The following is a 22,749-nucleotide window of genomic DNA, read 5'->3' as shown; positions in this document are numbered from 1 at the left end:
GACTTTTGTCCAAATTAAAAGCAAAAATGTTGAGTTTTATCAATTTTTTGGTCTCAGCACCTTAGAAACTGCTTAAAATTTGTTTTTGGTCCCGATAATCATCAGGATTGTAGTGTGTTTTTTCATCAGACAACCGGGCGTATAAAAAAGGGCCGGGAGAAGGGACCAGGCTACCGTGAGGGCCAGAGAAACATAGTTGTATATAAAACCTGCCCCATTCGCCGGACTTTCGATACTAAATCCGGGATTTATTTCGGGGTCAAATTCGGACTCAGGAGCAGAAATAAAAAAGACTCATATTGGTCTCCAAGTTTTTGTCTCAGAATGGAAAATGCATGAGTTATATGGGTCTCTACGGTTTTGATGGAAATATTTAAATAATCTGAAATTTCCATATTGGTAAGCCCTTCCCTTTTGCTGAGCGTAAAAATCTCACGACATTTTTTAGGTAAATTTTGAATCTCTACGGTGACCTGTGAAATCATTTTCTCCAGTGTCTCTTCATCCATGGCCCCGACAACTTCATTCAATGCCCCATAATGATCATGTTCCAATGGAATTACCTTTTTGTTCCTGCGATATTCCATCAAAAACTCGTTGTATGCTGTTTTATATAAAAATGCCTGCAGGGAAAACTCGGGCTTCAGTTTTTTTCTAAAGTGCCAGGTTCGTATAAAAACATTTTGAACAATATCCTCGGAAGTCGAATGATCATTACCCAATACCTGGCAATACGAATACAATCTCTGGTGATACTTATCCACTAAATACATAAATGCTCTTTCATCTCCGTCCCTCAGACATCTAACAAAAGTTTCATGGTCCTCAAAATACATATACTGCTTTTTTTGAATGCAAAACATGACAATATTAAAAAAAATTACCAAAAACATCAGGGTATTGAAAATTTTACGCATAATAATATTGAAGTCACACAATCATGGATCACAAGAATTTTGAGCATTTTTTAGTCAGGTACCTGCATGGCACTGCCACTGCCGAAGAACTTGACCAGTTGAACAAATGGATTCAGAATCCAGGATATAAATTAGTGCTTAAGGAGCAGATAAAAGTATTATTCATTACCCAAATTGCTATGAACAGACCTGATCCCGATAAAATAAAAGATATCCTGAAAAAAGAAATAAAAAAAGAGGGGAAAAGAACAAAAGGCCTTCGGTGGAGCAAATATATACGGTATGCAGCAGCGGCAATGGTTATGATTCTGCTCTCCGTTGGATATTTTTTAATACAACCTGTACCGACTGAAAAGTCCCCGGATAAAATTTCAATGCCATCTGACGGAGAAATTACCCTTGAAATGAATAATGGTAACATTGAAGTTATTTCGGAGTCGGGAAATTCAAGACTGGTAAGCGAAAAAGGAGATTTTATCGGAAACCAAAAAGGAAACAGGATAACATATAAAAAAACAGCAGGCGGACCGGATGTCATTTCATATAATCAATTGACCGTACCCTATGGGAAAAGATTTGAACTGGAGCTTTCGGACGGCACCGTAGTCTATTTAAATTCGGGATCTTCCCTGAAATATCCCGTAAACTTCCCGAAAGACCGGCAAAGGCTGGTGTATTTATCCGGAGAAGCCTACCTGGCAGTAGTTAAAGACAGCAACAGGCCATTCATTGTCAATGCCGACAATCTAAATGTAAAGGTATTGGGTACAAAATTTAATATTTCCACCTATCCGGAAGATCAGACTACCGAAGTTGTCCTGGTCGAAGGTTCCGTTTCTCTGGATATTGAAAATAATGCCCTGCCGAAAAAAGACCCCATTCTTCTAAAACCCGGGTTTAAAGGGAGTTATGACCGAAAGGAAAACAATATCTCTACAAAACCTGTGATTACAGGCACCTACACTTCCTGGATGAAAGGAAAACTGATCTTTAGAAATATGACATTCGGGAACATCTTAAAAAAACTGGAAAGGCATTATAATATCACCATCACCAATGAAAACCAAAAGTTCGGAGATAAAAAGTTCAATGCAAATTTCGGGAATGAACCTATTGAGGATATTCTGAAGTATTTTAAAAACACCTATGATATTGAATTTAAAATTAATGACGGGCATATTACCGTCAAATAAATCTAATTTTTTCGCCTATGATTAAATAAAAAACACCTTAGAGTCTGTCTAAATTTTGTTTTTGGAATATTTTATAGTGCATTTTTTTGTCAGACGAAGGTATTTTGAGGCACATAGCCTTAGCTACGTGTCGAAAAATAGCTGAAGTATGGCGGAAATAGGCGCATAAAAGAACCAAAGGATAAAACTTAGACAGACTCTTAAACATCCGATTCATTACAGGGTATAGTCATTTGGTTTAAAAAACAATCGGGAAATGTTGGAGCATTTCCCGATTCAGACAAATGGTTAAACTCAAAGTATAACCACATTAACATTACAAAATTATGAAAATTCCTCTGAACCGAGCCAGGAAAGGACCTGTATTGGTCAAATTCGATTTAAGAATGAAAATCAGCTTACTTTTATTGTTCACGGGGGTGTTTGCCATAAGCGCCCGAAATTCATATTCACAGAATAAGAAAATATCGGTTGATCTAAAGCATGTAACCGTAGAGAAATTTATCGATTATATGGAAAGAAAAACCGAATACAGGTTCCTGTACCTGGTTGACGATATTGATCTATCCAGGAAAGTGACCGTTAAGGCCAGAAATGAACAAATCACAACGGTCCTGGACAATATATTTTCAGGCTCTGCTACCACATACTCTATTGAAAACAAACAAATATCCCTGGTCAAAAGACCGGACCGAAACGAGGCGCCACAACATGTCATTGTTCAATATTCCGTAAGCGGCAGGGTTATAGATAGTACAGGCACCGTATTGGCAGGAGCCAACATTATTGAAAAAGGAACCTCGAATGGAACACAAACCGATTTTGACGGAAATTATTCGATAAATGTATCCGGTCCCGAAACCGTACTTGTTTTTAGTTATATGGGGTTCGAATCCCGGGAAATTAAGGTTGGAGACAAAAAATCTATCGACGTTACCCTGATAGAAAGTGCAGAAGGGTTGGAAGAAGTGGTAGTCGTAGGTTATGGCTCTGTGAAACGTACAGATGTTACAGGAGCCGTCTCAACCGTTAATTCAGAAGATCTGACGGCACTACCTACGTCTGACGTACAGCAGGCCCTGAAAGGAAGGGCTTCCGGGGTCAGGGTCGTCCAGAATTCCGGGCAGCCCGGAGCCGGTGTCCAGATTCAGATACGGGGTGGAAATTCATACCTGGGGGATAACAATCCCTTATATGTAGTGGATGGTTTTCCCATCATTGGAAGTATTTCCTTTCTGAACCCTTCGGACATACAGTCCATAGATATTCTGAAAGATGCTTCAGCCACCGCTATTTATGGGTCCAGGGGTGCAAACGGTGTAGTTATGATAACCACTAAAAAAGGAACAAAAGGACAAAAGGGGAGAATAGATTACCAGAGTTATTACGGGATTCAGCAGGTCATAAAGAAATACAGGATGATGAATTCTTCCCAGTTCGCAACATTTGCAAATCAACGGGCTATTAATGAGGGGGTATCGGAACCCTTTGACCTGAATAACCTCCCGGAAGCCGATACGGACTGGCAGGATGAAATTTTCAGGTCTGCCGCCATTCAGAGCCACACCCTTACATTCTCCGGGGGAAATGAAAAATCCTCCTATTCTGTTTCCGCCAATTACTTTGGCCAGGATGGAGTGATTCTAAATTCCAGTCTTAAAAGAGGATCCCTGAGACTGGCACTTAACCAGGATGTAAATGACTGGTTCAGGTTAAGTACCGATGCGGTAATAACACGTTGGGAAAACAATGACGCCAATGTAAATAATGGATCAGGCGGGGGAAACAATATTTTTGCTGCCGCTCTTGCAGCCCCCCCTACCATTGCTCCTTATGATAGTGAAGGAAATCTGAACGAGGTAGGGATATACCCGTTCAGCCCGGTGGTTATTAATAACCCCCTGGCTTATGCGGAAATCCTGGACCGGCAGTATTCCACCAGGGTACTTGCCAATATTTCTGCCGAATTCAGGTTTAGTGATCATTTGAAACTCAAAGTGCTGGGAGGAACGCAACAGGCATTTACTGAAAATAATTATTATTCCCCTTCCATTATTACAAATCGCACCCCGACAGGATACGGGCACACCGGCATGACCAGGAGCATCTCATATTTGAATGAGAACATCCTTACGTACGACAGGCCGGTAGGGAGTAATGACAGGCTTAATGTTGTAGGAGGTTTTACCGTACAGACCTTTCAAAGTAAATATAATGAGTCCAGTGCCACCGGTTTTGCAACAGACGATCTGGAAAACAATGCGCTGGGTTCCGGGAGCAATACCCTGCCCAACAGTTCTTCGATCACAGAATGGACCTTATTGTCCTGGCTGGGAAGGGTCAACTATCATATCAATGATAAGTACCTGTTTACGGCCAGTATAAGAGCGGACGGCTCGTCCAGGTTCGGAGAAAACAACAAATGGGGGATCTTTTCCTCCGGCGCCTTCGCCTGGAAAATCAAGAACGAAGAATTTCTTAAGAACTGGGACCCCTTGTCCGATCTGAAGTTGAGGCTCGGATACGGGGAAACCGGAAGTACGGCTATCGACCCTTACCGCTCGCTGAACTCCCTGGGACAGACCAGGGCTACTTTAGGAAATACAGATGTCATAGGGTTTGCAAGCCTTTCTGCCCCAAATCCTAATTTAAAATGGGAAACCACGGCCCAGTTAGGTATCGGACTTGATATAGGGTTTATCAACAACCGTTACAGGTTTACCATAGATTACTACAACAAAAAGACTACGGATCTTCTTGCCATAATTCCACTTCCGGAATCCGTTGGGTACAGTTCATTGATCACTAACCTGGGAGAAGTGCGAAATTCGGGCATGGAGTTTAGTGTTGGAGCACTGGTTTTTGACGGGGACTTTAGCTGGGATATTTTCGGGCAACTATCCTTTAACAGGAACGAGGTGATCACCATAGGGAAAGATATCCTCGGAGGCCCGTTAGATATTCCGTTTGCCGCTCCCATCAACATTGCCAGGGAAGGTGAGCCCCTTGGAATGTTTTACGGGTTTATGGAAGATGGCTACAATGACCAGGGTGTCATTAATTACAGGGACCTTAACGGAGACGGACAAATCTCCAACGAAGATCAGCAGATTATAGGGACCCCCTACCCCGATTTCATCTATGGCCTGAATAACACCCTGAACTATAAAAATTTTGAACTCAATATTTTTATAGAAGGGTCCCAGGGGAACGATCTTTTCTGGGCTACCGGTGCAGTAGTTGCCAACTCCCTGAGCGAAGGGGGAAATCAACTCGCTGACCAGTCTGAAAATTCCTGGACCCCGCAGAACACGGATGCACATTATCCGGCACCAACCGCCGACCGGTCGCAATTCAGGGTTTCTGACAGATTCGTTAAGGACGGGTCTTATCTGCGGTTAAAAAATATCAGGTTAGCGTACAACCTGCCGGTTTCGGAGATGAAACTCCCTATCAGTTCCCTGCAACTGTATGTCAGCGGACAGAACCTTATTACAGTGACCAATTACCCGGGTCTGGACCCTGAAGTAAATACCCGGGCAGCCAAAGGGGATCTAAGAATAGGCATCGACCAGACCGGTTATCCTTCTTCCAAAATCTTTACCCTCGGTTTAAATTTACAACTGTAACTAACCATCAAAAACCTGTGAAATGAAACAAATACAAATCATCATAGTTTTGGTCTTATCCCTGACATTGGTCAACTGCCAGGATGAATTGACTGAAGACCCTAAACACTTTCTGGTCAAGGAGAATTTTTACAGAAATGAATCCGATGCCCTTTCGGCTTTAACAGCTGTATACAGTACCCTCGGGCAGGATGGAGGATTTCCGACGATCTGGTATATGGCCATGCTGGAAAACAGGGCCGATTACTCCAACGGCAGGGGAAGTCAGTCTCCCATGAGCGTGTATGACCTGCCACTCGACAATAGTAACCAAAGCAGGATGTTCGATGCCTATACCGATATCTACAGGGGGATCAACCGCGCAAATGCCGTACTTGATAATGTACCCGGAATTGATATGGATGAAGGGGTAAAAAAGCAATATATTGCCGAAGCCAGATTTTTAAGGGCCTATTTCTATAGTAACCTGGTAAAATACTGGGGAGGTGTTCCCGTAAGAGACCATGAGTTTGTCGATCTCGACGATATTGCCACACCAAGGGCTACCGTCCGGGAAACATGGGATTTTATCATTCACGACCTGGAGGAAGCCATCCCCGATCTTCCGGCTTCATTTCCGGACTCTGAAAGTGGACGCGCTACCCGTTGGGCAGCAAAAATGTTGCTGGCCGATACCTACCTGAACACCGAAAATTGGCAGGGAGCAAGTGACCTGGCCGATGAAGTTATTACAAGCGGAGCTTTTTCCCTGATCGAGGTGAATGAAGCAGAAGATTTTATGCAGATATACGGTCCGGGGGTAAATACGCATTCAGAAGATATCTGGTCCATTCATCACAGCGGAACAAACGGACACCGTATACCCGTTTTTATCGGAGATCCCGCTATGGGGTATTCCGTAGGAGGTTTCAGAGGATGGGTTCCTGAAGAAAATTCTATCCTGGGAAGATGGGATGAAGATGACCTGAGACAAGAATTTAACCTGTTCTCTTATAGAATTATCGACGGGGATACCACCTGGGTCAACCAGGAAACTCCCGTGCTGTTCAGAAAGTTCAGGGATCCCGGTGCCCCCGATACCAATAACAGTAGAAACAATATACCTGTCTTCAGATTGGCGGAAGCCTATCTTATTTATGCCGAAGCCGCCTGCGAATTAAGCGGTCAGCCGGATAATGCAGCACTGGAAAGGCTCAATATTATTCGAAGAAGAGGGTATGGATTAGACCTGAACAGTCCTTCTGATGTAGATTACCCTTCAGGGATGTCGGCTTCGGAATTCAAAGACAGGGTTTTGGATGAACGGGCTTTCGAGTTTGTCCTGGAAATGAAAAGGTGGAATGACCTTCTCAGAACAGGAAAAGCACAGCAAGTCATTGAAGCCACCGGGAAAGCATGGAATGATGTAAGCCTGCTTTTGCCTCTTCCTGTAGATGAGATCAATAATAATCCCGCCCTGAATCCAAGCGATCAGAATCCGGGGTATTAAAAGCAATATAAATAACACCATTCCTTTAATCCAAAATCTTTAAAATGAATTCAAAAAAGGCTATACAATTACTGATCATCCTTTTCTGTATATCCTGCAACGACCAATCCAAAAAGGAGTCCCCATCGGTCGAGGCAGATGTCGTGATTTACGGTGGGACCTCTGCTGCCGTAATTGCCGCGGTACAGGCGAAAAAAATGGGAAAATCCGTAGTGGTGGTATCTCCCGACAAACATCTCGGTGGTCTCTCCTCCTCCGGGCTGGGGTACACCGATACAGGCAATAAAAGTGTTATAGGAGGCCTGGCCAGGGAATTTTACCAGCGAATCTATGAATATTACCAGGAACCTTCCACCTGGAAATGGCAAAACAAGGAATCCTATGGCAATATTGGACAAGGAACCCCTGCTATTGACGGGGAACACAGGACGATGTGGATATTCGAGCCGCATATCGCAGAAAACGTATTCGAGGACATGATCAGGGAATACGATATTGAAGTTTACCGGGATGCGTACCTCAACAGGAAAACCGGGGTACGGAAAACAGGTAACCGGATAAGTTTCATAACGACGGAATCAGGCCTTAAATTTAAGGCCAAAGTATTTATTGATGCGACTTATGAAGGAGACCTCATGGCTTCTGCCGGCGTTTCTTATACGGTGGGACGAGAATCTTGTGATACCTATAATGAGCAATGGAATGGAGTACAGCCGGAGGTTTTTCATCATTCGCATCATTTCGGGGACTTCGGGATAAGCCCTTATAAGGTTCCCGGAAACCCGGAGAGTGGGCTTCTTAAGGGAATTTCCCCGGAGGCCCCCGGCCATAAATGCGACGGAGATCACAGGATACAGGCCTATTGTTTCCGGGTATGTATGACCCGGGTAAAAGAGAACCGGGTCCCTTTTGAGAAACCCGAAGGTTATGCCCCGGAACAGTACGAGTTGCTGGTAAGGCTATACGATAAAGGGTGGGACGAGACTTTTAACAAATTCGACCCGGTTCCCAACTTAAAAACGGACACCAATAATCACGGCCCTTTCAGTACGGATTATATAGGAATGAATTACGAATACCCTGAGGCCAGTTACCAAAGACGCAAAGAGATCGTCAAAGCCCATGAAACCTATCAAAAGGGACTATTTTATTTCATGGCAACAGATCCGCGTATTCCGGAAGAAGTCCGGAAAAAATTCGGACAGTGGGGCCTCGCCAAAGATGAATTTGCAGACAATGGCCACTGGCCTTATCAGATCTATGTCAGGGAAGCCAGAAGAATGATCGGGCAGTATGTAATGACCGAACATGAGATACTGGGAAAGAAACCGGTGCACGATCCCATAGGAATGGGGTCTTACACCATGGATTCCCACAACGTACAAAGGTATGTGACCAGGAAAGGTAATGTACAGAACGAAGGGGATATCGGGGTACATCCGGAAGCCCCCTACCGGATCTCACTGGGTGCCATCCTGCCCCAAAAGAAGGAATGTAGTAATCTTATCGTACCGGTAGCAGTTTCAAGTTCTCATATTGCCTTCGGTTCTATTCGAATGGAACCCGTATTTATGATACTCGGGCAAAGTGCAGCGACAATAGCTGTAATGGCCATTGAACATAAAAAAGCCATAGTCCAGGATCTCGAATACGGATCGTTGAGAAAACGGCTTGAGGCGGACAAACAGGTGCTCGAGCCAGCATCATCGGAAAAACATTGATCCAGATACGTAAATTAGAAGAAAATCGGTACCTAAAGCGCTTTTATGTGTAGGCTTCTTATTGTAAAATCCCTTATAGCTATCCTGGTGGCTTCAAGTTCCTTATTCCCCGATAAGGGATACGGGCAAGGTCATCTGGTGATCAACTCGGGCGTATGCGGAAATTCTACCAGGGACCTTCTGAACCGGCTGAATAATGATATATGGCAAAAACATCCGGACCTGATCCTTTTAATGATAGGGACCAATGATATGCTCAATACTTCGAAAATGATCTCCTACGGGGAATATAAAAACAACCTCAGAAGCCTGTTGGACCGTATAAAAAAACGAAATATAAAATGTGTCCTGCTCAGCCCTCCTCCGGTGGACACCGTTTTTTTGTATCAAAGACACGATCCGGGAATGTACAGACAACATCCCAACGACAAGCTGGATAGTATTGCTTCTATTATGAAAAAGCTGAAAGATGACTACGATTTTGGAATGATCGATTTATATCATCTTTTTTCCGAAAGGAAAATACCTGTGCACAACCGGGATCCATTCATAAAGAACGAGTTTAACAGCCAGGAAAGGGATGGTGTTCATCCTACGGCTATCGGCTATAAACTTATAGCAGAAAAAATATACGAATATCTCCTGGAAAACAACCTGGTAGATAATAGTATTAATATCCTGTGTCTGGGAGATTCCATAACCTATGGGAAGAACGTGAAAGGGCAAGGTACTTCCCTGGGGGAAACTTATCCCGCCTTTTTACAAAAACTAATCAGTTATTGAATATGAAAATAAAAATCAATAGTTTGTATATACTTTTCCTGTTACTGGTAGTGGGAGCCACCGGGTGTCAAGCCAACAGGAAAAATAACCGGGAGGACAGCACAAAAAAGGATAAAGCAGCTCCTGTCGGCCTCATCATCCTCGGCGGACAGTCCAATATGGTTGGCGCCGGGCAGAAAAAGGAGATCGGTGATAAGGAGATCAGTGACCATATAACCTATTATAATTTCGGAAAAAGCTCTAAGCTCGTTCCCGCTTCCGATAGTTCATTCGGACCGGAATTAGGGATCTGTGAGGAATTGTCAGCACATTTTCCGCACCGGGAGTTCGTACTTGTTAAATATGCCGTGGGTGGTTCTTCCATGTATGACTGGGCTGTTGATTACGATCCTGAAAAAGTAACAACAATGGGGACTCCGGAATTTGGCAAACTTTATGACTCGTTGATTTACCATACCCGTAAAACTATCAAAGGAAAAAAGGTCGAACCCGTAGCCCTGGTCTGGATGCAGGGCGAAACTGACGCCAGATTTACAGCAGCCGGAAAAGATTACTATACCGGTTTTCAAAAACTTATAAGCAACATCCGTAAAGATATGGGACAACAAGATTTACCTGTATTATACGGCAGAATAAATCCGGTGACTGAGCGATATCCAGGAGCAGAACTGGTACAGAAGGCCCAGGAAAAAATTGAACAGGACGTAGCGTACACTTATATGATTTCAACAGACGGCCTTGACAAGAAGCATGATGAACTGCATTATTCTTCCCAGGGACAGATCGAGTTGGGACACAGGTTCGGAAAAGTTTTAACAGATCTTATAAAAGAAGGAAATTAATATCGTCAGTCATACATAAATCAAAAACAAACAATTAACCAATGTATATAAACAAAAAAGGCAAAGACCAGAACACCTATGATGCCATCATAATAGGCTCCGGTATTAGCGGGGGGTGGGCAGCCAAGGAACTTTGTGAAAAGGGATTAAAGACCCTGGTCCTGGAACGCGGAAGAATGGTAGAACACATCAAAGACTATCCGACCGCTCATATGCATTTATGGGAGTTCCCGCATAGAAACAGATTACCTCTGAAAGTTATCGAAGAAAACCCGGTAGCCAGCAGGTGTTATGCCTTTTCGGAAGATACCGAACACTTTTTTGTAAAGGATAAGGAGCACCCTTATGAACAATCCAAACCTTTCGACTGGATCCGGGGTTACCAGGTAGGGGGAAAATCCCTTCTCTGGGCCCGCCACACGCAACGTTGGAGCGATCTGGATTTTGAAGCCAATGCCAAAGAAGGAATAGCAGTAGACTGGCCCATACGATACAGGGACATAGCCCCCTGGTACAGTTATGTTGAAAAATTTGTAGGGATCAGTGGCAACAGGGATGGCCTGCCGCAACTCCCTGACGGGGAGTTTCTGCCTCCCATGGAAATGAATTGCCTGGAAACCTACGTAAAAGAAATGCTTTCTTCGCATTACAAGGACAGGCACCTTATAATTTCCAGAATGGCCAACCTTACCGTAAAACACGGTGAAAGAGGCCCCTGCCAATACAGGAATCTATGCAGACGGGGCTGTCCTTTCGGCGGTTATTTCAGTAGTAATTCCTCAACCCTGCCTGCAGCACAGAAAACCGGGAACCTTACCATAAGGCCTCATGCCGTGGTAGATTCCATAATTTATGACCAGAAAAAAGGTAAAGCCACCGGGGTCAGGGTCATAGATGCCAATACCCAAGAAGCCACAGAATACTTTGCGAAAATCATTTTTGTAAATGCCTCAACCTTAAACTCCACACTTATCCTGATGAATTCCAGGTCTGACCGCTTCCCCGACGGAATGGGAAATGAAAGCGGATCATTGGGACATAATCTCATGGATCACAATTACAATGCCCGGGTAGTTGGGGAGTTCGAAGGCCTTAAAGACAGCTATTATGCCGGCAGAAGACCTGCAGGTATTTATATGCCGAGGTTCAGGAATTTTAAGGAAGATAAACAACCGGATTTTGTAAGAGGGTACGCTTACTCCGGCGGAGGTTTTCGCCCTTCCTCAACCGGGAATGAACAGGCAGTAATAGGAAAAGCATTGAAAAAAGAAATGACCGGTATCGGCCCCTGGACGTTTTCAATGCACGGCATGGGCGAATGTCTTCCCTATCATGAAAATCGTATATCGTTACATCCGGAAAAAACAGATTCATGGGGAATTCCTTTGCTGGTGGTTGATGCCGAATATAAAAAGAACGAAAGAGCCATGGAAAAAGACATGGTCCAAACTGCCATGGAAATGCTGGATAAAGCCAATTTTAAGAATATCAGGGACCTTAAGGAAAAAAGAAACTTCGGGCTTAATATCCATGAAATGGGTACTGCCCGAATGGGCAGGGACAGAAAAACTTCTGTACTGAACAGGAATAACCAGGTGTGGGGAGCAGAAAATGTATTTGTTACCGATGGAGCATGCATGACCTCCAGCGGATGTCAGAACCCGTCTTTAACTTATATGGCCCTCACTGCCCGGGCAGCAGATTTCGCAGTAAGGGAATTAAACAAAAGAAATTTATAGCAATGTTACGAAGAACCTTTTTACACCGGGCAGGTATATTAGGAGGGATCACACTAATTCCTTCATGGCTTTTATATTCCTGTTCGTATGTCCCCAAAACCAGGGTGAGCATTGAAGATGTTGAACTTTCTTTTCTCGATGACATAGGAGAAACAATTATCCCCGCTACCGATGACATTCCCGGGGCGAAAGCTGCCCGGATCGGGGAATATATGATCGTTATGGTAAAGGATTGTTTCAGGGATGAGCAAAAGAACCTGTTCATTGACGGCCTCAACGATTTAGACCAAAAATGTGCAACTCAATACAACAGGCCTTTTCAACAATTGGCTCCCGATCAAAAATTCGAATTTTTGGGAAGATTGCAGGAAGAGGCTCTAAACACAGAAGAAAAACACTATTTTGATATTTTCAGAAGCCTTACCATTAGCGGTTATTTCACTTCTGAAATCGGAATGGTACGGGCCAGGGCTTACGAGCCGATTCCGGGAAGGTATATTGCTTGCATGCCCCTTGAAGAAGGGCAAAAACCCTGGGCAATATAAAATAATAGTTAGTCAATATTTAATCTGATTTAAAATCACTTTTTTACTCATGACAGCCAGATTAAATATTGACTAATTCAATTCAGAACTTTAGTCCCCATCCCGGAGCATATCCCTTCCCACAACCGTATGGCTTCCCTGTCGTACATTCTTCCGGTATTTTCATCTATGGCAAAATATAGGTCCCTACCTCTGCCAGCCCGGGTTGCGGCTGACTATCATATCCTTCTTTGGGGATTATCTTAAAATACCGGAACTGTTTTTGCTGTGGTAAATCCAGGTATTGATCCATAAGGCCTATATTGTTTAATTCGAAGAGGCCCAGGCTTTCCCAGTTTTCGTTGTCATTTCCTACCAGGACCTCCAATTCCTTCACTTTGCGATCACCATTTTTCTGTGCTATGATAAAACCGTCAACTGTAGACACTTCTCCCATATCTACGGTTATCCAGTGATCCGGATAATCGGTAGGGTCTGAAGAATACCGGGTGATCCAGTATGTGGAAGCTTCGTCATCAATAAGGCGAATGGCCAATCGGCTGTTGTTCTCTTCTTCAGAACTAAATCCTGCAATCGACCAGGTATCTTTACGGTGCCTGTACCGCAGGACCTCGCCCGATGGTCTTTTTAACGGTGTCCCGGTGGGTAGCGGTTCGCCGAAATGAGGTGTTCCGTCGGCATTCCAGGTAAAACGCTGAATACGGGGATTCCTGCCTCCCCCACCGGCTTGGGTCCGCGCATGGTAAATAATCCAGTCCTCCGTACCGTCCGGGGATGTAAAGAAACCGTTATGTCCCGGACCATAGGCATTACTCTCCGCTTTCATGGATAATACGGGCTCGGGAGTCTTGGTCCAGTCTGCCGGGTTCATAGGGTCGCCGTTTTCCCGGAGTGTAAGCAGTCCCAGGCAATAAGTATCCACCCAAAAACCGCTACCTGAATATACCACGAACACACGTCCTTCAGGATTTATAAGTACCTGCGGACCTTCGTTTATCGGGTTCCCGTTCTTTTCCCAGTCATAGGTGGGTGAAGATATCATCACTTTTTCACCAGAAATGGTCCAGGGGTTACTCATTTTGGCTACGTAGATCTTCTGTGGCGGTGCTCCCGCATTGCCTCCGGACCATAACATGTACAGTTGCCCGTTGTGCTTAAATACGGTACCGTCAATAGCCCATTGGTCCGATGCGTCAGCTACCTTCCCTTTCATCTCCCAGTTCCCCTCCAGTGGATTGGAAGAAGGGTTTTTCAGTACGTACATCCTGTGGTTGGCATTCTGTCCGTCATCGGCTGCAAAATAGAAATACCACTTATCATCGATCTCATGGAGTTCGGGTGCCCACAGGTTTTTGGAATAGGGTGTCCCGGAAGGGGGAGCCCAGACCTCGTGTCTGCGTGCCGAAGCAAGCTCCGATAAATTTTCAGTTTCTAGGACCACCAGCCTGCTCCCCTGGGTATAGGTGTAGTAATAGGTTCCGTTTTTCTGTGTCACCCAAGGGTCCGGGCCGCCGGGCAAAATCGGGTTAGTAAACGTACTGTCTACAACAAATCCAGTTAAATCCTTCGGAGGTTCCTGATCGTCTGACCAACCCGATATTTTGTCGCAGGCACTCCATAGTAGTGCACAACTGAGCACACATATATTTATAATCAATCGCTTCATGTCATCATTGTTTTAAAATTTAGGCTCATTATTTTTCCAAAAGGGCGGCTACACACCATAGATAAGGAGCTTGCCCGTGATAATCGCCCGTTCTGCGGGGGCGGTCGTAATAATACTGTTTGTCGTTCTTTTTATTTGTCCCGACGCAGACATCGGACACGGCGCCTTGTGCATTGACATAAGATACCAGGGCCATCCATGCCTTCCGGGCTGCCGGGGCGTACGTTCCGGCATCCAGCCAGCCTTGTTTGACCCCGGTAATAAAAGCATAGGTAAACATGGCCGATCCGGAGGTTTCAGCCCAATAATCCGGTTCGTCGATCAGCTGGTTCCACATGCCGCCTGCTGTCTGGTAATTTTTCAGGCTTTTCATCATTTTTTGGTACCCCTGCATTATACGGGGACGGTCTTTGTGATCTTCAGGCAGGTAACGAAGCAGCTCTGTCACACCTGCTGCCATCCAGCCATTACCTCGTGCCCAGTAATAGGGAACATCCGGGGCATGGTAAAAGAGCCCGTTCGGCTGCTGAAGTTCATCCAGGTACATGACCATTTCTCTGGCTGCCCGGTCAATGTATTTCGGATCCCCGGTCACTTTATAGGCATTTGCCTGTACGATGGTAATCATATACATGTCGTCAATCCACAGGCGCGTCTGCCAGGTATATCCTTTTTCAGCCCATTTCTTTTCGCCGGGCTTTGCATCCTCCGGGACCTCCCACTGCGTATCCGCATAAGGTATCCCCAGTTCCCTGTAACGTTTGTCTTTTGTTATCTGATAAAGCGTTAAAGGCAGGCTGCCAAACATATTCAGGTCGACGTGGTTCTTAATGGGCAATAGTTTTTTTTCTGTCGTAAACAAGGGCTCGAACCTGTTTCCCATAAATTTTATAAGTGCTTTATCGTTTGTCAGTTCGGCAAACCTAAGCGTCCCGTTCCAGTAAAACGTTTCCGGGTAACTGATCCATTTTCCTCCATGCAACGCATGCTTGGCATACACAAACCGGTATGCGATAAGTTTTCCCACTTCTTCGGGGATGTACCCTTCCGGAAAGCTATCCAGCATATTTGTCTGGGCGGATAGAAACTGAAAAGGAAGGCTCAGCAATAACATCAATAGTTTTTTATACATAACAGTACTTTTTAAACTTTCATTGAATTGGAACTATTTAACCGGAAATTCAATCCGAAGTCGAGACCTTATCTTCATCTTCTACAGCATCTTCCCAATAATCCCATTTAGGGGTAGCAGGGTCATAGCCGTCATATCCGTAATTCTGGCTCAATTCACCCTTGTTATTAGCAGTAATTGCCGCATAAGGAATGGGCCAGTAAATATTCTTTTTATCCATGGTATAATTAAGGTTGCTATTGCCGGTGGCATCGATCTGTATGGATCCTTTGTTATACATACTGTAATGTACAATGCGTTGATACCAATAGCTCCCGCCTCCGAGATCCGTGCCGCTTTGCTTGTCGAAATTCTCCAGGGTATAGACATTACCCCATTCATCGGGAACACCGCTGCGGGCAAGGCACAGCGACACACGGGTCAGCTCCACATTGCGCCATTCTTCCCAATACAATTCACGGGCACGCTCGTTCATGATATCCCCTATCGTAACAGCTCCCTGGTACAATTCGCTGCATTGTGCCCGTCGCCGCAGTACATTCAGGTCTTCCGCAATAGTACCGTCGCCCGGGTTCAGATAATATTTGGCTTCGGCCCGAAGGAGATAGGCTTCCGCCAGGCGATAGAGATACCAGTCGGCATTGCCGCCATTGGTAGCCCCCCTGAGGCCATCGGAACCATCTACATTAGCTTCATTGACGGGATCGTCGAGATACAGTTTGTAGTGAGGGACATCAAACCAGCGGCGAATGGTATCGCTGCACAGCAGGTTCCCGTTGTCGTTGTAAAGCGAAACGGGGTTCCCGAATTCCGATGATTCCTTATTGTTGACGCGGTAGTCTTCCATGCGTATCCAGTTGCCCACCTCCGAATTATGCCGAAGGTCGGTTTCGTCCATAACGCCGTTGACTTTCCACAGCGAACGGGTGTGAAAAGAGGTGGGCCGAAAGGTGGCAATACCCCGCCCGAATGCCCTCATATAATCATAATCCGGGTTGTAATCGGGGTCATTTCGCCTTATATTCAGCAAGGCCTGCTTACCGTCCTTTGTTTTTAACCTGCCGTCAAAAACAAAGGGATACAGGATACGCATGGTCAGCATCTTGGTAAATGATTCTGCCTCTGCACCCCGGTTGGGCATGCCCAAAATGACCTCCTGGTTGCCGGGGATAAGCTTGTTTTCGGGGCGGTGCAGGTCCCAGATCACATTCCGGGTGATCTCCCATGTCTGCGGTTCGCCACCGTCGTTGAATGTTCCGAAACTGTCCTGCATCAGTGCGTAGCCCGATTGATCGATCAGTATATCGGTTTGCTCCTTTGCTTTGGCATACTCTCCCAGGGCGAGGTAGCATTTGGCAAGCAGCATGCGGCAGGCCCCTTTATTGACCATACCTGTAAGCCCCATATCCTTTTGGTCGGGCACCCATTGCACCGCAAATTCCATATCCCGGGTTATCATTTCCAGTATGGCATCGCGCTTTGTGCTCCGGTAGTTTTGTTTGGGCACCTCTAAAACCTTGGTGACAAGCGGTACGTCACCAAACTGGAAAACCAGGGCCATATAGCGGAAAGCACGATGAAAATAGGCCCTGCCTTTATAGGAATTTTTAGTGGCCTCGTCCAGTTCTTCCACCTGGTCGACGAACTGGATAATAGTATTTGCATACATAATACCTTTGTAGGTTTCTTCCCATAAAAACCAGATACTGTTGGTCCTTCCGAGATTCTGGTATGAAGTTTCACTGGTAGGTGTGAGCATATGGGCCACATCGGCAAGCATGTTGCGCTTGTCGGTAGCACTGGCCACCATCAGTTCAGAAAAGATATATTCCGTGCCCAGGGTAAGCATTTCGTTATGGTCGGTGGCCCAGTACAGTTTGAGGTGGCGGTCGCATATCGCCATGGCCGATATCAGGCCGGCTTCCGTACTGAAGGTAGCGGTAGGTTCATAGAACGACAGTGGTTTCGGATCTAAAAAATCCTTGGAACAACTGCTGACCAATAGTGTCCCGCCTATCAACAGGACAAGGCCTTTATAGATATGATCCAATTTCTGAACGATCTGTTTCATTGTTATCATTTTAAGCGGTTAAAAAGTAAAATTCAGTCCCAGGGTATAGACACTTGTGGCCCATCCTGCCGGGTTATCTCTTCCGTGATAGGTTTCGGGGTCACCGTACGGCCATTCTTTTGCCCATACGGCAGCGTTACGGACGGAGCCGTAAACCTTTACGCGGTTTATGCCCCACGATGAGGTCCATTGTTCGGGAAATGTATATCCCACCGAAATATTTTCAAGCCGGATAAACGAACGATCATACAATTTCGCGGCTCCGGCGGCCCCCGTAGGCCCCGAGGCTTCTATACGCCCGAATTCATTAGTGGGGTTATCAGGGGTCCAGTATTCCTTTGCGGGTACATTCTGAAGGGCATAGGCCATACGCCCGCCCAGATCATCATTGTTAAGGTAATTGCCCGAAAGGCTTTTATGCCCCATATACGAATAGATATTGAATGAAAAACTGAGATCTTTCCACAACACAAAATCATTGCGCAAAGACCAATGCACAGGTGGTGTGGTCTCCCCGAGAAATTCTTTATCCTTGTCGTTATATACATGGGTAACAGAACCATCGTCATTGACGATATCGTCAGCCGTGTAGTTGTTCGCCACTTTCGGGTCGCCGGGCAACTGGCCGTATTTTGCCGCTTCCTCTACCTCGTCGGCCTGCCAGATCCCGGTAACGCGATAGTCCCAGATCGCGCCTATGGATTTTCCGATGAACCAGCCGTTTGATATATCGTCCATTTCTTTGCTACCCACTATATTCCCTTCTGCATCCAGCACATCCTCATATTGGTAGTAAAGGTGCCTGATCTTGTTCTTGTTGTATGAAAAGCTGAAAGTGGTAGACCATTCAAAATTTTCCTTACTGATATTAGTGGTATTTAGGGCCACTTCCACTCCCCTGTTGTCTACCTGTCCCAGATTGGTCGTAATGTTTTTGAACCCGGTAAAACTCGGCAGGCGCTGATTCATGATCATATCGTGGGTACTCATGTCGTAATATTCGATACTCCCGGATATGCGCCCGTTGAGGAAACCGAAATCAAGCCCAAAATTCCAGGATGCCGTTTTTTCCCATTGCAGGTTCGGGTTAGCTAACCGGTCTGCCATTAAATACCGGTACAGTTCCAGTTCTCCCGATGAGTTGATATAGCCGTGCATTCTACCTGCCCCTTCGGAAAGGTTGGCCAGCGCCAGATAAGGGTTGGCCAGTGAACGGTTGCCGTTTTCACCGTAGGATATACGCAATTTACCGTGATTCATGATATGGCCCCATTTGAAGAACTTTTCATTGGTAAATGTCCATGCTGTTGCTATGGAGGGGAACGTAGCGTATGGATTGGATGTCCCGAAAGCGGAATACCCGTCCCTGCGGATGGACGTGGTAAGCATATAGCGATCGTTATAGGAATAGAACAACCGGGCCAGCAAGGCATCTGCTGTCTGGTGTGAATCATTGCTCATAAACGAACTATCTTCCTTGCTCCCATTCTTGGTGTTATGGAACCCCAGTGCATCCGAGGGTAAGATATTTCGCGCTTCGATGCGGTCGCTCCAGAATTTGCGTTCCTCGGCTTCCTGTACGAGTGTCAGGACAATGTGATGCTTATCATTGAAAGTCTGGTCCCAGGTAATGGTATTGTTCAATGACCAGTCAAAACGTTTTGATTGCTCACGGTTTGCACCACGGCCTTTAGGATCGGACCCCGGTAATTCCGCGGACATAAAGTAACGGTCGTAGAAGAACTGGTAGCGGGGAGAAGCGTTGAACGTGTAGGTGATATTAAAGGGCAGCTTTATCTTGGCATGTAAAATGCTGTTGAGCACGGTATACCCCTTTTCCAGGTCCAGGTATTGCTTTTGAAAATCGTAATTATATCCCCGCTGGCTGTATTCGGAACTCAGAGGAAACTGTACCGGGTTGCCCTCCTCGTCGCCATAATCGGCGAAAGGGCTGTTCCGCATCTGATAGTCCATATCAAGACCTACATTGCCATCAGAACGGTCCTGAAAATTTACATTGGCACCGATCTCAAACCAGTCGGCCACCCTGGTATCCACTTTCATATTGGCACGGATGGCCCGGTATTCGTCATTGACCACAGCTCCTTCGTTCTTCAGATAGCCCATGGACAGGTAATAGTTTGTCTTCTCGGTGGCACCGCTAACACTGGCGTTAAAATCCTGGTCAAACCCGGTCCGGAAAGTATGTTTTCTCCAGTCGACGGTTTTCCCGGCAAGAAGGTTTTGAAGCGCATTACCCTGGAATCCCAGCCGTTTGGCCCATATGCTCAGGTCCGATTCACCGTTTTCGTTGGTAGTATACCCCCGCCAATCCTCAACAGAAACTGTTGAAGGCAGTTGATCGGGCCTCATAAAAAAGCCAGGTTGGTCGGCATATACACCGGTTTGATAGGCTTCATAGCCTCCGGTTTCTGGATTCACGCCATACGTGTTTTTGGTATACCAATCCTGGCGATGTTGCAAATACGCATCCGTGCTGAACCGTTCACGGTAATTACTTACCCTCGTCATACCGGTATTCGTGGTCACATTGACAACAGGCTTACCCTGTTTCCCCTTCTTGGTATTGATGATGATAACGCCACTTGCTGCTTTTGACCCATAGATCGCTGCTGCCGAAGCATCCTTGAGCACATCTATTTGTTCGATATCGTCCGGATTGATCTCCGAGAGTTCTCCATAAAAGATCATCCCGTCGAGGATGAGCAAGGGGTTGTTGTGCCCTCCGTCGTCATATACCGAGCGCTGCCCGCGTATTTGTATATTTCCCCCGCCTTTGGCTGAAGCATTGTAGCCAATACGCAGTCCCGGGGCTCCGCGCAGAATATCCTGAACGGTCTTCGGGTTTTCGTTGGCCATTTTGTCTGGACGGATCTGGACGACGGAACCGGTAAGGTCTTTTTTCTTCATCGTACCGTAACCCACCACCACCACTTCATCCAGTTTGCTCGCATCTTCTTCCAAGGTGATGGATATCGGCTGATTATCGGTAACTTCTTTTTCAATAGTGGAGAAACCGATATAGCTGAATACAAGCACTGCCGGCGATTTATTTACTTTCAGGCTAAAATTACCGTCAAAATCTGTTGTGGTACCGTTTGAGGTTCCTTTTTCTACAACATTGACCCCAATCATGGGAACTCCTCCGGCATCTACAACTGTTCCGGTTATGGTTCCTTCTTGCATGGTTTTGAGGTCCGCAATTTTGTTTTTTGCATATATGCTGTTGCCGAAACCGTGATATACAAAAAAACAGAACAGTGTTACAAGAACCGTCTTTTTTGGTAAATCCTTTTGCAATTGTAAAAGGTTACCCCTCTTTTTTTTCATATCGTTTTCATTTTTAAGTTGGTTATTGGTCTTTCTTTAGGTGTAGCTTTTTTACCAGGGATAGCATCAATTTTTCGTGATACTCTGTATCCATCGGAAACTTTCGGGAGACATGCGGAACTGCCCGTTCCGGAAATCGAGTTTTACGAGGGCTGTTCTCCGGGGGTGTACTTTCTGTGGGGAGTAGTGTGTGTGCAGTACGTAATATGGATCTCCGTGTTGGTCGGTCACAATATCACCGTGGCCCGACCCGGGTTCTCCTGTGTTTTGCGAAGAGATCACGGGGTTGTCCTCCGACTTTTCCCAGGGGCCTACAGGGGAATCGCTGACCGCATAGCCCACGGCATAATCGGGGTTCCGGAAATCGTTGGCGGAATACAGCATATAATACTGTCTCCCTCTTTTAATCACGGTAGGGCCTTCGGCTACGGGCCATGCTGCATTTTCCGTATTTTCCCATTCGTCCTCAGCATAAATGCATTCATGCAGGGTTTCGGCTTTTAGCGCCGTCAGATCTTCCGTCATTTCGGCTACGAAGATCCTGTTCCCGTCCTGCAACCGGACATGATACATATATGCTTTTCCGGCATCGAAGAAAACAAAAGGATCGATCTGTTTTACCGGGGCTTCTATGGCCTCGCCACTATTGGTAAAAGGTCCCAGCGGACTATCTGCCGTAGCTATGGCAATATGCTCGTCTGCCGTATAGGCCATGTAGTATTGGGAATTGTGATGAAATACCTGGGGCGCCCAGAATCCACCGGTGCCAAAGGCATCTCCCTTTTTCAGGGCAAAACCGTCCGTAGCTCCGCCAGGCCCCTCCCAGTGAACAAGATCGTCCGAGGTATAGACCAAAAAGCCCTGGCCTTCGATCTCCGGGTCATTCTTGGTGCCGTAGAGATAATAGGTACCGTCACTTTCAAAGATGGTAGGGTCTGCCAGGTAGATCTGCCGGGTACCTGCCATTTTTGCTACTGTTTTTGCTTCAGCTTTGGGGTGATCGCTATTGGAGTCATAGCTACAACTATGCAGCAACAAAGTCGTTACCGCAAAAAGGTGCAAAAAATTCGTTTTCATTTGTATTGGGTTTTGGTGGTTTTACAGCATTTGTATTCCTAAAGTCAATTTTGACTTTTATTATTCTCGCAATCGATTGCGTAATTACTGCATAAAAAATACCCGTCACGATCTATATCATAGCATCTTTAACGGGAGTTTGGATGATGGTGTCCATTGCGATAAGTCCCGCACAAATCCGCTTTCGCAGGTAGTGCCCGACCTACAAAGATCTTCCGGTGTCCGAAAAGAAGGTACAGAGGAACCGATAATAAGCAGATAAGGTATTTTTATAAAGGTTTTCGTTATTATTAATTGCATAAAATTTCAATGAAAATTTTAACAATTCACCTGAAATAAGGACAAATTGTTGTTATAATAATTCTGAACCAAAGTGAAATATTTTATTTTAAAAATCTGTGAAGAAATATCTCATTTTTTCTGCAAAACAGTTCAATTATTCAGAAATTGTTAAAATCGGAGGTGATTTGAATCAATTCGATGAAAAATGATGTTATTTGAATACAAAATTCAAACTTTTATCTAATAAATACAGCATCATTTTCGCCCTGTGCAGAAAATAAAAAAATTAAGGAGATTAGTGCATTCCAATAG

14 protein-coding genes are annotated in these 22,749 nt (G+C 45.4%); 8 read left to right on the top strand and 6 right to left on the bottom strand.

What is annotated here, in order from left to right:
- Positions 1-248: 248 nt before the first annotated feature.
- Positions 249-773 carry an RNA polymerase sigma factor gene (locus KN811_RS21155; RefSeq protein ID WP_247716581.1) on the bottom strand — a complete coding sequence of 175 codons (525 nt, stop codon included), beginning with the start codon at positions 771-773 and terminating at the stop codon, positions 249-251.
- Between the two features lie 167 nt (positions 774-940).
- Between KN811_RS21155 and KN811_RS21150 the strand changes: the two genes are divergently transcribed.
- The 8 genes from KN811_RS21150 (at position 941) to KN811_RS21115 (ending at position 12,858) form a co-directional block, all read left to right on the top strand.
- A complete protein-coding gene (locus KN811_RS21150; RefSeq protein ID WP_187965618.1) occupies positions 941-2,110 on the top strand; it encodes a FecR family protein in 1,170 nt (389 codons plus the stop codon).
- Between the two features lie 386 nt (positions 2,111-2,496).
- The gene (locus KN811_RS21145; protein WP_187965619.1) at positions 2,497-5,739 is read left to right on the top strand and encodes a TonB-dependent receptor; all 3,243 of its coding nucleotides are present in this window, start codon (positions 2,497-2,499) and stop codon (positions 5,737-5,739) included.
- A gap of 22 nt (positions 5,740-5,761) precedes the next feature.
- Positions 5,762-7,228, top strand: a complete 1,467-nt coding sequence (locus KN811_RS21140; RefSeq protein ID WP_187965620.1) for a RagB/SusD family nutrient uptake outer membrane protein — start codon at positions 5,762-5,764, stop codon at positions 7,226-7,228.
- Between the two features lie 44 nt (positions 7,229-7,272).
- On the top strand, positions 7,273-8,949 hold the full coding sequence (locus KN811_RS21135; RefSeq protein ID WP_187965621.1) for an FAD-dependent oxidoreductase: 1,677 nt from the start codon (positions 7,273-7,275) through the stop codon (positions 8,947-8,949).
- Between the two features lie 45 nt (positions 8,950-8,994).
- Entirely contained in the window at positions 8,995-9,732 is a 738-nt protein-coding gene (locus tag KN811_RS21130; RefSeq protein ID WP_187965622.1) for an SGNH/GDSL hydrolase family protein, read from the top strand.
- Between the two features lie 2 nt (positions 9,733-9,734).
- Positions 9,735-10,574, top strand: a complete 840-nt coding sequence (locus KN811_RS21125; protein ID WP_187965623.1) for a sialate O-acetylesterase — start codon at positions 9,735-9,737, stop codon at positions 10,572-10,574.
- A gap of 41 nt (positions 10,575-10,615) precedes the next feature.
- Complete coding sequence (locus KN811_RS21120; RefSeq protein WP_187965624.1) at positions 10,616-12,313, top strand: GMC oxidoreductase; 1,698 nt, start codon at positions 10,616-10,618, stop codon at positions 12,311-12,313.
- A gap of 2 nt (positions 12,314-12,315) precedes the next feature.
- Positions 12,316-12,858: a gluconate 2-dehydrogenase subunit 3 family protein gene (locus tag KN811_RS21115; RefSeq protein ID WP_187965625.1), complete on the top strand. Its 543-nt coding sequence runs from the start codon at positions 12,316-12,318 to the stop codon at positions 12,856-12,858.
- A gap of 166 nt (positions 12,859-13,024) precedes the next feature.
- Here KN811_RS21115 and KN811_RS21110 read toward each other — a convergent pair whose 3' ends face one another.
- From KN811_RS21110 to KN811_RS21090, 5 genes are all read right to left on the bottom strand, one after another.
- Complete coding sequence (locus tag KN811_RS21110; protein ID WP_187965626.1) at positions 13,025-14,524, bottom strand: family 43 glycosylhydrolase; 1,500 nt, start codon at positions 14,522-14,524, stop codon at positions 13,025-13,027.
- A gap of 28 nt (positions 14,525-14,552) precedes the next feature.
- On the bottom strand, positions 14,553-15,656 hold the full coding sequence (locus KN811_RS21105) for a glycoside hydrolase family 88/105 protein (protein ID WP_187965627.1): 1,104 nt from the start codon (positions 15,654-15,656) through the stop codon (positions 14,553-14,555).
- Positions 15,657-15,705: 49 nt separating this feature from the next.
- Positions 15,706-17,727 (bottom strand): RagB/SusD family nutrient uptake outer membrane protein, encoded by a 2,022-nt coding sequence (locus KN811_RS21100; RefSeq protein ID WP_187965628.1) that lies wholly within the window; start codon positions 17,725-17,727, stop codon positions 15,706-15,708.
- Between the two features lie 18 nt (positions 17,728-17,745).
- Complete coding sequence (locus KN811_RS21095; protein WP_187965629.1) at positions 17,746-21,078, bottom strand: SusC/RagA family TonB-linked outer membrane protein; 3,333 nt, start codon at positions 21,076-21,078, stop codon at positions 17,746-17,748.
- Positions 21,079-21,144: 66 nt separating this feature from the next.
- On the bottom strand, positions 21,145-22,155 hold the full coding sequence (locus KN811_RS21090) for a glycoside hydrolase family 43 protein (protein ID WP_345725540.1): 1,011 nt from the start codon (positions 22,153-22,155) through the stop codon (positions 21,145-21,147).
- Positions 22,156-22,749: the final 594 nt, after the last annotated feature.

This window comes from Sinomicrobium weinanense (genome assembly GCF_018863395.1).
Classification (GTDB): domain Bacteria; phylum Bacteroidota; class Bacteroidia; order Flavobacteriales; family Flavobacteriaceae; genus Sinomicrobium; species Sinomicrobium weinanense.
The sequence above is the reverse complement of the archived record's forward strand: the minus strand, read 5'-3'. Positions and strand labels throughout refer to the sequence as shown.

Coding starts and splice junctions, on each gene's coding strand:
- KN811_RS21120 (WP_187965624.1), top strand. CDS start 10,616: ATGTATATAAACAAAAAAGGCAAAGACCAGAACACCTATGATGCCATC.
- KN811_RS21100 (WP_187965628.1), bottom strand. CDS start 17,727: ATGAAACAGATCGTTCAGAAATTGGATCATATCTATAAAGGCCTTGTC.
- KN811_RS21145 (WP_187965619.1), top strand. CDS start 2,497: ATGAAAATCAGCTTACTTTTATTGTTCACGGGGGTGTTTGCCATAAGC.
- KN811_RS21150 (WP_187965618.1), top strand. CDS start 941: ATGGATCACAAGAATTTTGAGCATTTTTTAGTCAGGTACCTGCATGGC.
- KN811_RS21140 (WP_187965620.1), top strand. CDS start 5,762: ATGAAACAAATACAAATCATCATAGTTTTGGTCTTATCCCTGACATTG.
- KN811_RS21115 (WP_187965625.1), top strand. CDS start 12,316: ATGTTACGAAGAACCTTTTTACACCGGGCAGGTATATTAGGAGGGATC.
- KN811_RS21155 (WP_247716581.1), bottom strand. CDS start 773: ATGTATTTAGTGGATAAGTATCACCAGAGATTGTATTCGTATTGCCAG.
- KN811_RS21125 (WP_187965623.1), top strand. CDS start 9,735: ATGAAAATAAAAATCAATAGTTTGTATATACTTTTCCTGTTACTGGTA.
- KN811_RS21095 (WP_187965629.1), bottom strand. CDS start 21,078: ATGAAAAAAAAGAGGGGTAACCTTTTACAATTGCAAAAGGATTTACCA.
- KN811_RS21105 (WP_187965627.1), bottom strand. CDS start 15,656: ATGTATAAAAAACTATTGATGTTATTGCTGAGCCTTCCTTTTCAGTTT.
- KN811_RS21090 (WP_345725540.1), bottom strand. CDS start 22,155: ATGAAAACGAATTTTTTGCACCTTTTTGCGGTAACGACTTTGTTGCTG.
- KN811_RS21110 (WP_187965626.1), bottom strand. CDS start 14,524: ATGAAGCGATTGATTATAAATATATGTGTGCTCAGTTGTGCACTACTA.
- KN811_RS21130 (WP_187965622.1), top strand. CDS start 8,995: ATGTGTAGGCTTCTTATTGTAAAATCCCTTATAGCTATCCTGGTGGCT.
- KN811_RS21135 (WP_187965621.1), top strand. CDS start 7,273: ATGAATTCAAAAAAGGCTATACAATTACTGATCATCCTTTTCTGTATA.